This window comes from Flavihumibacter petaseus NBRC 106054 (assembly GCF_000974785.1).
In the GTDB taxonomy this organism is placed as follows: Bacteria; Bacteroidota; Bacteroidia; order Chitinophagales; family Chitinophagaceae; genus Flavihumibacter; species Flavihumibacter petaseus.
In genome coordinates, this window is sequence record NZ_BBWV01000003.1 from 832,616 (window position 1) to 848,461 (window position 15,846).

9 protein-coding genes are annotated in these 15,846 nt (G+C 51.6%); 8 read left to right on the plus strand and 1 reads right to left on the minus strand.

Annotated elements, in window-relative coordinates:
- Positions 1 to 11: 11 nt before the first annotated feature.
- From FPE01S_RS25100 to FPE01S_RS18865, 5 genes are all read left to right on the plus strand, one after another.
- Positions 12 to 1,157: a glycan-binding surface protein gene (locus FPE01S_RS25100; RefSeq protein ID WP_052956006.1), complete on the plus strand. Its 1,146-nt coding sequence runs from the start codon at positions 12 to 14 to the stop codon at positions 1,155 to 1,157.
- A 24-nt stretch (positions 1,158 to 1,181) separates the two neighbouring features.
- Positions 1,182 to 2,465 (plus strand): IPT/TIG domain-containing protein, encoded by a 1,284-nt coding sequence (locus FPE01S_RS18850; protein WP_046370544.1) that lies wholly within the window; start codon positions 1,182 to 1,184, stop codon positions 2,463 to 2,465.
- A gap of 81 nt (positions 2,466 to 2,546) precedes the next feature.
- Positions 2,547 to 4,298, plus strand: coding sequence for a hypothetical protein (locus FPE01S_RS18855; protein ID WP_046370545.1), 1,752 nt, complete (start codon positions 2,547 to 2,549; stop codon positions 4,296 to 4,298).
- 11 nt (positions 4,299 to 4,309) lie between these two features.
- Complete coding sequence (locus tag FPE01S_RS18860; RefSeq protein ID WP_217998235.1) at positions 4,310 to 5,683, plus strand: Gfo/Idh/MocA family protein; 1,374 nt, start codon at positions 4,310 to 4,312, stop codon at positions 5,681 to 5,683.
- Positions 5,680 to 6,675 (plus strand): DUF6807 domain-containing protein, encoded by a 996-nt coding sequence (locus FPE01S_RS18865; RefSeq protein ID WP_052956007.1) that lies wholly within the window; start codon positions 5,680 to 5,682, stop codon positions 6,673 to 6,675. The genes FPE01S_RS18860 and FPE01S_RS18865 overlap by 4 nt, the downstream gene beginning before the upstream one ends.
- Before the next feature lie 19 nt (positions 6,676 to 6,694).
- Here the strand turns inward: FPE01S_RS18865 and FPE01S_RS18870 are convergent, their stop codons facing one another.
- Positions 6,695 to 7,360: a sterol desaturase family protein gene (locus tag FPE01S_RS18870; RefSeq protein WP_046370546.1), complete on the minus strand. Its 666-nt coding sequence runs from the start codon at positions 7,358 to 7,360 to the stop codon at positions 6,695 to 6,697.
- A gap of 112 nt (positions 7,361 to 7,472) precedes the next feature.
- Between FPE01S_RS18870 and FPE01S_RS18875 the strand changes: the two genes are divergently transcribed.
- The 3 genes from FPE01S_RS18875 (at position 7,473) to FPE01S_RS18885 (ending at position 15,837) form a co-directional block, all read left to right on the plus strand.
- Positions 7,473 to 9,914, plus strand: a complete 2,442-nt coding sequence (locus FPE01S_RS18875) for a BamA/TamA family outer membrane protein (RefSeq protein ID WP_046370547.1) — start codon at positions 7,473 to 7,475, stop codon at positions 9,912 to 9,914.
- 781 nt (positions 9,915 to 10,695) lie between these two features.
- The gene (locus FPE01S_RS18880) at positions 10,696 to 13,908 is read left to right on the plus strand and encodes a SusC/RagA family TonB-linked outer membrane protein (RefSeq protein WP_083990329.1); all 3,213 of its coding nucleotides are present in this window, start codon (positions 10,696 to 10,698) and stop codon (positions 13,906 to 13,908) included.
- Positions 13,909 to 13,926: 18 nt separating this feature from the next.
- The gene (locus tag FPE01S_RS18885; RefSeq protein ID WP_046370548.1) at positions 13,927 to 15,837 is read left to right on the plus strand and encodes a RagB/SusD family nutrient uptake outer membrane protein; all 1,911 of its coding nucleotides are present in this window, start codon (positions 13,927 to 13,929) and stop codon (positions 15,835 to 15,837) included.
- Positions 15,838 to 15,846 lie beyond the last annotated feature (9 nt).

Genomic DNA, 15,846 nt, shown 5'->3' on the forward strand with positions numbered 1-15,846 from the left:
ATGCACGTCATATGAAAGTATTTCAATCCATCATCTGGGCCTTTTTCGCCTTCTTTCTTGCCGGAAGTTTTGCTTCCTGCAAAAAAGACGATCTGCCCAACAATGGTGAACCCCGCATCCGGTATGTTCGGATAACCGAACCCACGGCTGCAGATTCGTTGCTCATTGGAGCTGCCCAGGGGCAACTGATCGCCATCATGGGGGAAAATCTCAACGACACAAGAGAAGTCTGGTTTAACGATCAGAAAGCCATACTCACTTCAACCTACATCACAGCAACATCAATATTAGTAAGTGTACCCAGCCCGATCCCCATTGACGTGTCCAATAAGGTTAAACTTATTTTCGGTAACGGCACGAACCTGGAGTATCAGTTTGAAGTACAAATCAGCGAACCACTGGTTGGTAGCATGGTCAGCGAATATGTGGCCACAGGAGATGTGGCCACGATTCGCGGCGACTATTTCTACGAGCCGATTACAGTGGCATTTGCCGGGGGGGTAGAAGGTGAGATCGTATCCGTCGAACCACAAATTCTGCGGGTTAAGATTCCGGAAGGTGCCCAGCCTGGCCAGGTTACCGTCACTACTAATTTCGGATCTACCAAATCCAACTTCTGGTTCCGCGATAACCGCAACATTGTCATCAGCAGTGATCCCTTCACCGGCTGGTGGAATGCGTCATACGTGGTTAGCGCACCAGGTCCTGATGATCCGCAACTGATCAACGGCAACTATATCCGGGTGAAAAAAGTTATTGGCGATTGGGCCTGGACGGAAGTCGCCGGCGGACCCGCCGATGCCATGGGCGATATCAGTAAAAACATTCCGGATGAGGCAATTCTGAAGCCCGAACTATACAACCTGAAATTCGAAGTCAATACGAAAAAACCGTACGACAAAAGTATGGTCAGGTTCAACTTCGGACTGGCAGCGCAGGACAATGCGAACTACCAGTGGGCACCGCCTATTGATACCAAAGGAGCCTGGCAAACAGTAACCATTCCATTCAATGAACTGGCATCCAGCTACAATGCCAAACTTGCCGTAAATCCAAACGGCTACTGGACACGTGTACTGATCCAGGGCCCGGGTGAATGGGATGCAGATATTTCCTTTGATAATTTCCGGATCGTTCCCAAAGAGATCAAGGAATAATCCCTAACCAACAAACTAACGGAAATGCAAATTCTGAAAATAAAAAGGGTAGTGCTGGGAATGATGACATTGTTTGCCTTATTCCTGCTTGCTGCCTGCGACAAGAAAGACGAAGTTTCCAGCGAAGTACAATTATTAAGCTTTGGTCCCGCCGGTGTACTCCATGGAGAAAATATCAGCATCATCGGTAATAACCTCGACCGTGTTACCGAAATTAAAATGGTAGGCGCTACCATTGAACAAAGTGCATTCGTTTCACAGGAAAAGGAAACGATCGTTGTCAAAGTGCCTGAATCCGCCGAAGCAGGCAAGATCGTCCTGGTTACACCGGATGGTGAGATCGAATCGGTGGCTACCATCAATTTCAATGTGGCTGTTGTTATCACTGGTATCAGTCCTGAGTCAGCCAGGCCGGGTGATGTGATCACCATCACCGGGGAACGCATGAACTGGGTAACAGCCGTCGTCTTTGCTGATGACCAATGGGTAACCCAATTTGAAAGCGTCAGCGGAAATGAACTGAAGGTCAAAGTACCGGTAGCTGCCAAAACAGGCGCTTTGATCCTGTACTATGGTGGAACAGAATCTGACGCCGTAGAAACGGAATCAGATTACTCCATCATTCTGCCCCAGGGAGCAACGTTTTCTCCCAACCCTGCTGTTCGTAATGAGGAAGTAACCCTAACCGGAACCGATCTTGATCTCGTTTACGGTATGCTGTTCGCGGGTGTTGCAGACACCATCAAGGATTTTATAAGCCAGAGCGCAACAACGATCAAGGTGCTGGTGCCGGAGAAGGCGTTGAAAGGTAAGGTGAAGCTTATCGCGCATTCGCTTGTCGCAACTGAAGTGGCGGAAACCCTTGTGCTTCCAATGCCTCCACCGGATCCATTGACAGTTGCCATATACCTTGATGCTCCTCAAAACAGCTGGGGCAAATGGGGCGGCTGGGGCGGTGGCAGCTCAGACATTGCCAGCACCGACAATTCCCGGGAAGGCGACAAATCTATTAAAGTAAATTTTGCAGGCGATTGGGGTGGAGCATTGCAGATGGGGGGTGGCAATTCATCCACTACAGGCTCAACCCAGTTTATCATCAATATATTCGGAACACCTGGCACCGGTGGAAAAAAAATCAACCTGCAGGTGGCCGGTAAGCAAACGGAAATAGAAATAATAGAAGGAGAATGGACCGAACACAGGATCCCACTGAGCACCTTCGGCAGCCCTGCAAACATTAATGATTTCTGGATCCAGGATCAGCAATGGGCCGGCACCATCTATGTCGACTATATCGGCCTCCGGTAAACGCGTTTTTGATAATTGGAATAAACAGGACCCGCCACCAACCCCTGGTTGCGCTGGCGGGTTTTTTATAAACTTTTTTAGATGAAAAGTAAGCTGATGACCCTTGAATCATTACTCTTCTGCGCTATGCTGGCCATCGCCTGCAGCAAAAATGATACTCCTGAACCCGATCCGGGCGGCGGTGGTGGTGGCGGCAACGAACCACCAGTTGTTGTTCCTGTAACCGATCCCGCTGTTGCCGAAACCATGGGCTTCTTCCTTGACAACAACTGGCTGCCCCGTACTTTCACGGCTCCGGCCTACACCGATGCCACACCGGTGACTACCACCACAGTAAATTCCGTCACCATCGACGCATCGGCCATCATCACCAAAATTCCGCTCTCCATCTTCGGACACAATGCCAATGCCTGGATGGGAGAGGACATTGCCAAACCAATCGTCATCGATCCCGTAAAAAATCTGAACCCACACATCATCCGGTTCCCCGCCGGCAGCGGTAGTGATGTTTATTTCTTCAACCGCACCGATGGCGACCTGCCACCCGATGCTCCTGCACAGATCATGGACAAAGACGGAAACATCAAATCGCCCGGTCATTTTTTCGGCAAAAGCACACAGTCCTGGCAGGCAAGCCTCGACCAATACTATACGCTGTTGCAGCAAAGCAACAGCAAAGGGATGATCACCATCAACTACGGCTACGCACGTTATGGCACCAGCGATGACCCCGTAGCCGCTGCTGCCCACCTCGCCGCCGACTGGGTCCGCTACGACAATGGCCGCACTCCCTACTGGGAGATCGGCAATGAAACCTACGGCGACTGGGAATGGGGCTACCGCATCGATCAAACCAAAAATAAAGACGGCCAGCCGGAATATGTTTCGGGTGGTTTATATGGCCAGCACTTCCAGGTATTCGCTGACTCCATGCGGAAAGCAGCAGTTGAAATTGATAAGACCATTTATATCGGCGCTACCCTCATCGAAACACCGCCCGCAACCTGGGCAACCAATGTAGTCAAAACCTGGAACAGCACCCTGATCCCGGCCCTGAAAGGCAAAAATGATTTCTTCATCGCGCACAATTATTTCACCAACTACGGCGAAAATTCCAACGCCAGCCAGGTGCTGATAGCAGGAGAAAAAGTGCCTTATGACATGATGAACTTCCTTAAATCAGAAGTGCTGAACAACGGGGGCACCCTGAAACCCGTTGCCCTCACCGAATGGAATATGTGGGCCCTCGGCTCCAAACAACAGGTCAGCAATACCAGCGGCCTGTTTGCATTACTGGTAGTGGGCGAATCGCTCAAGAACAAATTTGGTATGGCTGCCCGTTGGGACCTGGTGAATGGCTGGGATAACGGCAATGATCATGGGCTGTTCAGCCCCGGGGATGAACCCGGCATCCCGAAATGGAGCCCACGACCATCCTTTCACTACCTGTATTTCTTCCAGAAGTTAATGGGTGACCGCCTCGTTCCGGCCGCTGTTTCCGGCACCGCTGCCATCAAGGCTTATGCCTCTACCTACAGCTCGGGACAGGCCAATTGTACGATCCTGAATACTTCAGCCAGCGCGGTTACCGTAGAGATCAAATCGAAGAACTTCAATATCGGCAGCCGCTTTTACTATTATACCCTCGAAGGCTCCAACGACAACGGCGAATTTTCCCGCAAAGTGATCGTCAATGGTTCGGGTCCCACCAAAGACGCCGGAGGCCCGGCAGACTATGCCACCCTAAAGGCAAGGTCTTCCAATACCCTCAACGGTGTAAAAGTTGTGGTACCGGCCTATGGTGCAGTAATGATGGTGATCGACAAAAAATGATACATTTAAGGATGAAAAATTCCAGAGCGCTGCAAAATTCCCGCAGGAAATTCATCCGCCAGTCCGCCCTCGCTGCCACCGGCATTTACATGGGCACCAATGCCATGGCTGCTGCCAGCTATCGCCGCATACCCGGGGCCAATGATCGGGTAAGGGTGGGCGTTATCGGGTACTCCGACCGCCATCGCCAGAGCCACATGCCCTGTTTTATGGAACACTACAAGGAACTCAACTTCGATGTCGTCGCAGTATCCGATATCTGGAACCGCCGCCGCGACGAAGGCGCCGCAGCCTGGAAGGAAAAAATGCAGCACGAGGTAAAAGCCTTCCGGAACAATGAAGCGTTGTATGGGTCGAAAATGGTCGATGCGGTCTTTATCAGCACGGCCGATTTCCAGCATGCCCTGCATACCGTTGAAGCAGTGCAGGCCGGCTGCGATGCCTATGTGGAAAAGCCTTTCGCCGAAACGATGGAAGACAACCGCAAGGCACTGAAAGCGGTCAAAGCTTCCGGTAAGATCGTGCAGATCGGATCACAGCGCAGGAGCGGGGGCAACTACCAGGCAGCCCGCGACTTCATCCAGTCCGGCAAATTCGGGCCGGTCAATATGGTGGAACTCACCTGGAACGTGAACCAGCCCGGCCGCTGGCGCCGCCCCAAAGAAGTGCCGCTGCTCAAAGAAGCCGACACCGACTGGGCCCGCTTCCTGATGAATCGCCCCAAAGAAGCATTTGATCCCCGCAAATACCTTGAATTCCGCCTCTTCTGGCCCTATTCTTCGGGTTTACCCGGACAATGGATGAGCCACCAGATCGATACCGTACACTGGTTCACCGGCCTGGCCCACCCACGTTCGGTGGTTGCCAACGGCGGTATCTATAACTGGAAAGATGGCCGCCGCAACTGGGATACCATCACCGCCGTATTTGACTACGGTCCGGCAAATGACCCCGCCAATGGCTTTCAGGTAAGTTTCGCTTCCCGCATGGGTAACGGTGATGAGCATCCGCAGGAAGTGTACTATTCCAATGGCGGTTCCCTCAACCTGAATACCAACATGATCTCGCCTGTAGGCGGGCTCACCAAGAATTTTGCCGATGCCATGCAGATGGCACCCAACCTGCTGCCCGAAATGAAACTGCAGGAGACAGCCAAAGTGATCGCATCTGCCAATACCGGCGGTGATCCGCTCACGTCTGCACATGTGCGCAACTGGATGGAATGCGTCCGCAGCCGCCAGCCGCCCAATGCCCCCGTCGAAGCGGGTTACAACCACTCGATCGCCAGCATCATGACCACCGCTGCGGCGCATACCGGCGCACGCGTGGTGTTTGACGAAACCACCCAGAATGTTATGGCTAACGGAAAAATCTTCCACCTGTGATTAACAATTATCAACCAATCTCTCGCCGTAGTTGCTCCGGCACTACCATCCAGTGCCTGCTAACCCTCCTGTGTGCAACAGCAATCTGGGCAACACCCTGCCGCGCACAGGACCCGGTACGCTTTTACCACCAGGGAAGGACCATCAATGTTACCATCAGCGGAAGGCTGTTTACCAATTTCCTCTTTCCGGATACCCTGCCCAAGCCCGTTCTGTTTCCTGTTATTGGTGCCGACGGGGCTGTGGTAACCCGGGGCTTTCCGCTTGATCCGAGACCGGGAGATCCGACAGATCATCCCCATCATATTGGCATCTGGCTCAATTTTGAGAATGTGAACGGCTTCGATTTCTGGAATAATTCGTACGCCATCCCTGCCGATAAAAAAGACCATTACGGCTCCATCAGCACCGACAGTGTTGTCCGTACAGCCGATGGTAAAAAAGGACTGCTGGAATACCATGCCAACTGGAAAGATCCGGCCGGAAATACGCTCCTGGAAGAAACCACCAGCCTTACCTTCAGCGGCAGCGGCGGCATGAGGCGGATCGACCGGAAAACCACCCTAACTGCAAAACAACCGGTAACCTTTAAAGACGCCAAAGACGGACTTTTGGGCTTTCGGGTAGCGAAGGAATTGCAGCTGCCCCAGGGTGACTATCTCAACAGCGAGGGACAAAGAGGTGACAGTGCATGGAGTAAACGTGCCCGCTGGTGCCGCCTGTCGGCTCCCCTGAATGGAAATGTAACAAGCATAGTCATGCTGGATCATCCCTCTAATCCTGGTTATCCTGCCTACTGGCACGCAAGGGGATATGGCCTGTTTGCCGTGAACCCGCTGGGTGCCTCGGTATTCAGTAACGGAAAAGATAATCTCAACCTGGCATTAAAAACAGGAGAGCAGGTGACCTTCACTTATACGATCCTGGTAGTTACCGGAAAAGAACCCATGGCAGCAGACGCAATTGACAGGATTGCGCGGAAACTGGATTGATCAGGCCGTTAGAATTTTGCTAAGCCCTCTCTTCCTTTCCGGCAGCCGCGTTGCGGTCGGACACATCAAACATGGTACCGAACACCCGGTCCCAGATGGTAGTGCTCACACCATATCCCTTGCCTTCATCCTTGTAATGGTGCAGGTGGTGATTGCGCCATAAAGGTTTCATGAATTTAAACGGTGGCTTCCAGGCATGTATGGCATAGTGCATGGAACCGTACAGCAGGTATCCGAAAATAAAACCGCCAAAGAAAGGCAGTGCGTAGAATGGCATATCCAGCAGGTAACCGATGCCATAAAAGATTGCCAGCAGGGTAGAAGAGATCATCAGGCTCGGCAACGGCGGCATGAACAACCGCTCCTTATCCCGCGGATATTCATGGTGGTTACCATGCATTACATAGATGAACCGTTGTGTACCTTTATCTTCGGAAATAAAATGGAACGCGAAGCGATGCATGATGTATTCGAAGAAAGTCCAGAAGAAAACGCCGGACCCAAAGGTGAGCGCCGCTCTCCAGAAATTTAATCCCCCCTTATCCATACTCAGGTAAAAGAGGTAGGAAATAATAGGAATGTACATCGCCCAGATCACCAGTGGATGTGTCTTGGTCAACATTTCCAGGATTCTGTTATCAAAAAGCCTGGCCTGCCCCTTATTGTGAATTTTCTCGAACTTCATAGCGAATGGTTACAGCTTTCGGCTGCTAATTTAGGCAAATAATTATGTTAATAACATGACCGGCGTCATTCGATTTTACAGTATAACGTTCAGTTTAACAGCAATTTGTCTGATGACCTGCTGCACCCGTGCCGTTGCACAGGACAGTGTAACCGTTATGGTGCATCAATCTTACGACAAACCGGGAAAGTTTCACCGGTACTTTTTTGGTGAAAATTACCGGAAGGAATGGGCCATGCCGGTTACGCTGCCGTTACTGCGCATATCCGTCCTGAAAGGTGGCCTGCGTCCCGACCAGCTGGGTGGCGGCATGCAATCACAGTCGCTGCGGCTGAAGGATAACAACGGAAAGGAATGGGTGTTGAGAAGCGTCGAAAAAATTCCCGACAAATTATTGCCACCCCTTTTGCAGCAAACCTTTGCCCGCGACTGGATCGATGACGTGACCAGTGCCCAGCACCCGTTTTCGGCGCTGGCCGTGCCCCCTTTCGCCACCGCTGTCAATATTCCACATGCACAACCCATCCTGGGGGTGGTGGCAGATGATCCGGCCCTGGGTGAATATCGCCGGCAATTCGCCGGCCTCGTCGTACTGTTTGAAGAAAGAGAGCCGCTGGAACCGTCGGACAATTCTGAAAAAATGCAAAAGAATCTCCTGTCCGATAACGACTACCGGTTAAACGGCGCGGAATTTCTTACAGCAAGATTACTGGATATGTACCTGGGGGACTGGGACCGGCACGAGGACCAGTGGCGGTGGCATCCTGAAAAAACTGATGGCATAACGACTTATTCCGGCGTGCCACGTGACCGCGACCAGGTATTTCACCTCACAGAAGGTTTTTTTCCGAAGATGGCTTCCCGGTCTTATATTTTACCTACTCTCCGTGATTTTGATCCGCACATCAAGAAGGTCAGGTGGCTGATGTCCAAAACCCGGTTCGTTCATCCCTACCCGGGATTCCAGTTGTCGGCTACAGTGTGGGATTCCACCGCGAAGGCATTCCAGGCCGCCATCACCGACGCCGTGATCGATAGTGCACTGCTCCGCTTACCCGCACCTGCATTCCGGCTGCGCGGCGCTACCCTGAGGGAAAAACTGATCAGCAGGCGGGAACGCGTTCCCGACGCCGCGATGGAATACTACCGGTTTACGCAACGCATCGTCGACATCCGCGCCAGCAATAAAAATGAATGGATCACCATTGCGGACACTGGTAACCGTGACCTGGTAGTCAGGATGTACAAGATCAACCGGCAACACGAAATCACCGATCTGCTGATGGAAAAAACCTATGACCATCACCTCACCCGTGAGATCCGGCTATACACGGGGGAAGGCGCCGACAGCGTCCGCATCAGCAATGCAAACTCCCCCATAAAACTCAGGCTGATCGCACCGGACAGTGCTACCGTTGCGCTTCAGTCCGGCAAAAGGAAACTGAAACAATATGATGCGGCACGAACACCTTTTCACCCCGTCAACCTCTATGATATCTGGCAACCCAAAATCAATGTCGGTATCAACATCGATGACGGGTTCCTTCTTGGCGCCGGATTCATTTTCACCCGCCAGCACGGGTTCGGAAAGCAACCTTTTGCCAGCCGTCACCAGCTCATGGCTACCCATTCTTTCTCTACAGCCGCTTACCGCATTACCTACCAGGGCGAATGGACCGATGTGGCCGGTAATGCCGACCTGCTTGTCCGCGCACTGATCAATGCCCCCAACAATACCTTCAACTTCTTCGGCAGCGGCAACGAAACTGTTTACGACAAAACGGGCGACTACAAAACCTATTACCGCACCCGCTTCAACACCTACCGCTTTGAACCCTCCCTGCGGTGGACCTTCGGCAATACGGCCACCCTCTCTGCCGGTCCGTCATTATACTACTATGTTTATGACCCCGAAGACAACAAGGGCAGGTTCATTAACCAGCCCGGTGCCGTGACCACTTATGACAGTGCCACGATTTATGAAAACAAACTGCACCTCGGGGCTGGACTAACCTATATCCTTGACCGCCGCGACAGCAGGATCATACCGCGCCGCGGCATGTACGTCCACCTGCGGCTGCAGGGCTACGCCGGATTGGAAAGCTTTGCAAAGGATTATGGTCAGTTCATCGGTGAGATTGATTTCTACCGGGCATTGGGAAAGAAAAAGCGATTCGTGCTCGCCAATCGTACCGGAGGCGCTGTAACCGTTGGTAAAGAAGCATTTTACCAGCAGGCCGTCCTCGGCGGCCAGGAGAACCTGCTGGGCTACCGCCAGTTCCGCTTTGCCGGCCGCCACAGCCTGTACAATAACCTTGAGGCACGCATCCGGATCGTACGCGTCGCCAGTTATATCCTTCCGGGTGAACTTGGCCTCACCAGCTTCTGGGATATCGGCCGCATATGGGTGCCTGATGAAAAATCCGGTGTATGGCACAATGGTGTCGGCGCGGGTATTTATTTCGTGCCGGCTTCCCTGGTTTCCTTCAATGTACTCGCCGGCTATTCCAAAGAAGGCTGGTATCCGTATTTTACAATGGCCTTCCGTTTCTGATTTATTTTTTGATTGCTGTTCGGTTGTATTGATTGCTTCGGTAGCGCGGGAGGTATCCTCTTTTTAAAATATTGCAATTCATAAAACTCAGTGAAATGAGCCACCAGACTGCGTTTTATATCCGTATGTGAAGTATTCGTCTAAAAATGCTTTCTGCAAACGTGTAAATAGCTAAACATATGAATCGCTAATCGAATAAATTGTTAAACGGGTAGAAGGCCAGGCGGCTAAATGGTTAAACGGGTAGATGGTTAAACGGGTAAATAATATGCCAGATCCTCCTGGAAAATCATTATCGGATAAGGGTGGCAAGGCACACCGACTCCATCATTGGCAGGAAATACAGGGAAGCCAGCTCAGTCCTGTTCCGGCTTGATTAACGAAGGTCTGTTTTGTATTCATTTCATATCCGTCTATATCGCATACGTTTGTGAAATGTAGTCTGGTGGCTCATTTCACTGAGTTTTATAAATTACCTGTTTTATAAAAAGCAGCCCTTTCCTTCGCCGGGTATCCGGACCCAAACCTTCCTAAATACATAAGTGCTAACATAACGCCAGAAATTGTTAACCCGCTGTTTGTTTCACCCTCGTTTCCATTCTAATTTGCCTTCATTGATTTGGTATGTCTTATTGTGCCGGAGATTGACTTGCTCCTGTTGCCGTGTTTTTGATTAGTAGCCCAGCCTGCTCCAGTTGCTGTTTTGAATATGCTGCCAGATCCGACAGTAAAAAATCTGAACAAATAAGGATCTCTATTATCTAACCAATCATTACTGCTTATGTACTTATCCTCCACTGGAAAAGCACTGCTTTCCCGGTTAAGGCAGCTATTGCCCCTTTTGTTACTGGCCAGCGCTTTGGCCGGCCTGCCTTCAGCAGGTTTTTCCCAGCAAAAAAAGATCACCATTACAGGCACCATCAGAGATTCTACCGGTGCGATTACGCCGGGTATCAGTATTGTAGTGAAAAGCCGTTCCGGTGAAGGAACGAGTTCCGACATGAATGGAAAATTCGTGCTGGACGTACTACCGGATGATGAACTGGAAATTACAGCCCAGGGATTTTCATCGCAAACCATTGCTGTCAGCAACAGGACCGTCATCGACATCGTGGTGAAGTCACTGGCCAATACCATGCAGGATGTGGTGGTAACTGCCTACGGCCGCAAACAGCGTAAAGAAGCGACAGTCGGTTCTGTTACGACCATCAAACCCGGGGACCTAAAAATTCCTGCCAGTAACCTTACCACGGCATTATCGGGACAGATCGCCGGCCTGATTTCCTATCAGCGCAGTGGCCAGCCCGGAGCCGATAACGCTAACTTTTTTGTAAGAGGCGTTACCACATTCGGTTACAAGCAGGATCCGCTGATCCTGATCGATAACGTCGAACTGACTGCCAACGATCTCGCCCGCATCCAGGTAGATGATATCGCCAGCTTCTCCATCCTGAAAGACGCAAGCGCTACTGCACTCTATGGTGCCCGCGGTGCCAACGGGGTGATCCTCGTGACCACCAAGGAAGGCAAGGAAGGCAAGGCCCAGATCAACCTCCGCCTCGAAGAATCCATTTCCCAACCAACCCAAAGCATCGAACTGGCTGATCCGATTACTTACATGCGCGGCTACAATGAAGCTATCGCCAATCGCGTAACCGATGAGAACCGCCAGGCTCCCCGCTATACGGAAAACGATATCCGCAACCGGATGGATCCCAACCGCAACCAGTATGTGTACCCGGTAGTCAACTGGATGGACATGCTGATGAAGTCACGCACGGCCAACCATCGCATGAACATGGGCGTTAGCGGCGGCGGTAAAGTGGCGCGTTACTATATTTCCGGTTCTGCCATGTTCGACAACGGCACGCTGAAGAAGGATGACATGAATACCTTCAGCAGCAATGCGAAATTCCGCAACTACCAGCTGCGTTCCAATGTGAATGTGAACATCACCAGTACCACGCAGGCGGTCGTAAGATTATCGGGAAACTTTGATGAATTCACCGGCCCCATTTCCGATTCAGGGGATATCAATACCGATATCTATTCCCTGATCCTGCATACCAGCCCGGTGGATTTCCCCGCGTATTACGCACCGGATGCCGCGAATGCCTATACGCAGCATATCCTTTTCGGTAATACACTCCGGGATGGTAACCTGGCTAAAAATCCCTACGCCGAACTGATGCGGGGATACCAGAATTTCTCCCGCTCCCGCATGAGTGCGCAAATCGAACTCACGCAGAAACTGGGCTTCATCACAGAAGGCCTGAATTTCCGCGGGCTGCTGAGCACCAACCGGTTTTCCTATTTTGATGTAACCCGCCGGTACAATCCTTTTTACTATACCATTCCCAATGCGGGGTACGACAAAGTCAGCAACTCCTATACCTTATCCTGGCTCAACAACCAGAATTCCAATTTCGCCCAGCCCACAGAATACCTCGATTATGTTTCCAATCCCTGGAACCGCCAGATCAATTCATTCTACTACCTGCAGGGTGTAATTGATTACGATCGCAAATTCGGTGAACATGGCGTCAGCGCTTCTGTGGTTGCCACCAGGCAGCAATCACTCGCTGTGAGTAAGGAAGTTAACGACCTGCTGTCATCACTACCATACCGTAACATCGGGCTGGCCGGCCGTGCCACCTATTCCTATTCCAGCCGCTATTTCCTGGAATTCAACTTCGGGTACAACGGGTCTGAACGCTTCTCTGAACAAAATCGTTATGGCTTCTTCCCGACACTGGGTGCATCCTGGGTTTTATCCAATGAGAAATTCTGGAAGGGCGGAATCTCCGATATCATCCAGCGCCTGAAACTGCGCGCCAGCCATGGACTTTCGGGTAACGATGCCATCAGCGATGAACGGTTTTACTATATGTCCAACGTGAACCTCAACGGCCCGACGGCTGCCGTTTTCGGTCTCCGTAATACCTATTCGCAGCCCAGCATCCTGATCTCCCGGTACCAGAACAACGCTGTCACCTGGGAGCAATCTCTGTCCACCAACCTGGGACTGGAAATGCAGCTCTTCAAGGGACTGAATATTACTGCCGAAGTATACCGCATGAAACGCAGCAATATCCTCCAGGTAAGAAATACCATTCCCACGACACTCGGATTGGAAGCTCCGATCAGTGCCAACCTCGGGAAGGCAGAAACCAGGGGCATCGACCTGCAGGCCGATTACACGGTCAATTTTGCAGGCGGTAAAGGATGGATCAAAGGCCGCGGCAACATGACCTTCTCCCGCAACAAATACACCGAGTATGAGGAACCACAATACGACGAACCCTGGCGCAGCCGTATCGGTCAGCCTTTGAACAGGCCTTTCGGTTATATCGCAGAAAGACTGTTCGTAGACGATAAGGAAGTGGCTGCATCGCCCCAACAGAATTTTCCCGGTGAAACCATGGCCGTGCGGGGAGGAGATATCAAATACCGTGACGTAAATGGTGATGGCATCATTTCCGAAAGAGACCAGGTTTTCTTTGGTTACCCCACGGTGCCTGAAATCATCTATGGCTTTGGTGCATCCAGCGGGTATAAAGGATTTGACCTGTCCTTCTTCTTCCAGGGATCTGCACGTTCTTCCTTCTTTGTTGATCCGAACAAGACAGCACCCTTCGTCAACAATACCAACCTGCTGCAGGTGTATGCCGACAGTCACTGGTCTGAAGAAAACCAGGACCTGTACGCCATCTGGCCGCGCTATTCGCCGGAACAGCATGCCAACAACACACAAATGAGCACCTGGTATATGCGCAACGGTTCTTTCCTCCGCCTGAAATCTGTTGAACTGGGATACACAGTGCCGGCACGCGTTTCCAAAAAACTGTTCATGCAGAACCTCCGTGTTTATGTGAACGGGATGAACCTCATCTGCTGGAGCCCGTTCAAAGACTGGGATCCGGAACTCGCGGGTAACGGCCTGGCTTACCCGATCCAGCGCGTTTTCAGTTTTGCCATTAATGCCAATTTTTAAACCAATCCTGCAATTGTGATGAAAGCAAAAAAGTTCTTCGTTTATATATGGCTGGTAGCAACAGGATCCATCCTCGTTACTTCCTGCAAAAAATACCTTGATGTAGTTCCGGACAACGTCGCGACCATCGATTACGCCTTCCGCAACAGGCTGGAAGCAGAAAAATATCTTTTTACCTGTTACAACACCCTGCAACAACTCAGCCGGGTGGACCTCAATCCCGGATTTACCACCTCCGGAGAAGTGGTAATGCCTTCTTTCTGGGGCGAACCCCAGATGTTCATGGACGGCTTCCAGATCCTTCGCGGTACGCAGACTGCGATTAATCCCACACTCAATTTCTGGGATGGAAAAGGCGGCGCACCGTCGATGTACCAGGCCATCCGGCGTTGCAATATCCTGATCGACAACATCAGTCTTCCGCCCGACCTTTCCCCGCAGGAAAAGAAAAGGTGGACCGCAGAAGCGAAATTCCTGAAAGCCTATTATCACTTCTGGCTGACCAGGATGTACGGTCCCATCCCCGTCATCCGTACCAACCTCCCGGTGAGTGCAACTTCCGAAGAAGTGCGTATTCCCCGGGAACATGTTGACACCGTGTTTAACTACGTGGTAGCCCTGCTCGATGAAGCCATTACAGACCTGCCGGAAGAGATCCAGGTAGAATCCAATGAGATGGGCCGGATCACCAAAACCATTGCCCGCGCTGTAAAAGCTGAAGTGCGGGTGACACAGGCAAGTCCCCTGTTCAACGGCAACCCCGATATGGCTGCCCTGAAAGACAAGGAAGGCAATGCCTTATTTGCCCCTGAAACCGATCCGAAAAAATGGGAAGTGGCAGTCGCAGCCTGCAAAGAAGCCATCGATGCCTGCCATGCCGCCAACTACCAGCTCTATCATTTTGTGGCACCGGGCAACCTCGGACAGGTGTCCGATTCCACCAAGCTGCTGCTGACCCTTCAGAATGCCGTGACCGACGATTGGAACGATGAAGAGATCTGGGCATTAAACCCCGGCTACAATTACCAGCGCGTCACCGCGGCACGCCTTACGCCCGGCGCAATGAACAACTATTACATCTATGGCCAGTTCGGTTCCACCATCAATACGGCAGAAATGTTTTACTCCAACCATGGGGTGCCCATCGAGGAAGACAAAACCTGGAATTATGCAGAAAGGTTTAACCTGACTACGGGCAATGAGGCCAATCGTTTCTATGTGGAACAGGGATATACAACCGTACAGTTACACCTCAACCGGGAACCACGATTCTATGCCAGCCTCGGCTTTGATGGCGGCAAGTGGTTTGGTAACGGCCAGCTCAGTGATGCCACTGCCTATCACCTCCAGGGGCGTATTGGCGGACCGGCAGGAAAAACTGACGGTACGCGGTACAATGTGTCCGGTTACTGGCCCAAGAAACTGATCCACTACCAGACCGTACTCGATGAGAACATTACCTCAGAAGTCTGGTATCCCTGGCCGGTCATACGGATGGCGGGTTTATACCTGCTGTATGCAGAAGCACTGAATGAAAGCGAAGGCCCAACCGGCAATGCCCTGCAATGGATCAACCAGGTACGCAACCGCGCCGGGCTGGAAAACGTGGAAACGGCATGGACCCAATATTCAAAATATCCCGCTGCCTATACAACAAAAGACGGCCTGCGCAAAATCATACAGCACGAAAGGAGAATTGAATTGTGTTTCGAGGGACAGGCCGGATGGGATCTCCGCCGCTGGAAAACGATGGCCGATGTGTTGAGCCGTCCCATCCAGGGCTGGGATATCGATCAGTCGGAAGCCGGGTACTATTACCGTCCGCGGACCATCCTCACACCGTCCTTCCAGACCCGGGATTATTTCTGGCCGATCCTTACCGACAACCTTTCCGTAAATCCCAAACTCGTTCAAAACCTTTACTGGTAAACCAAAATA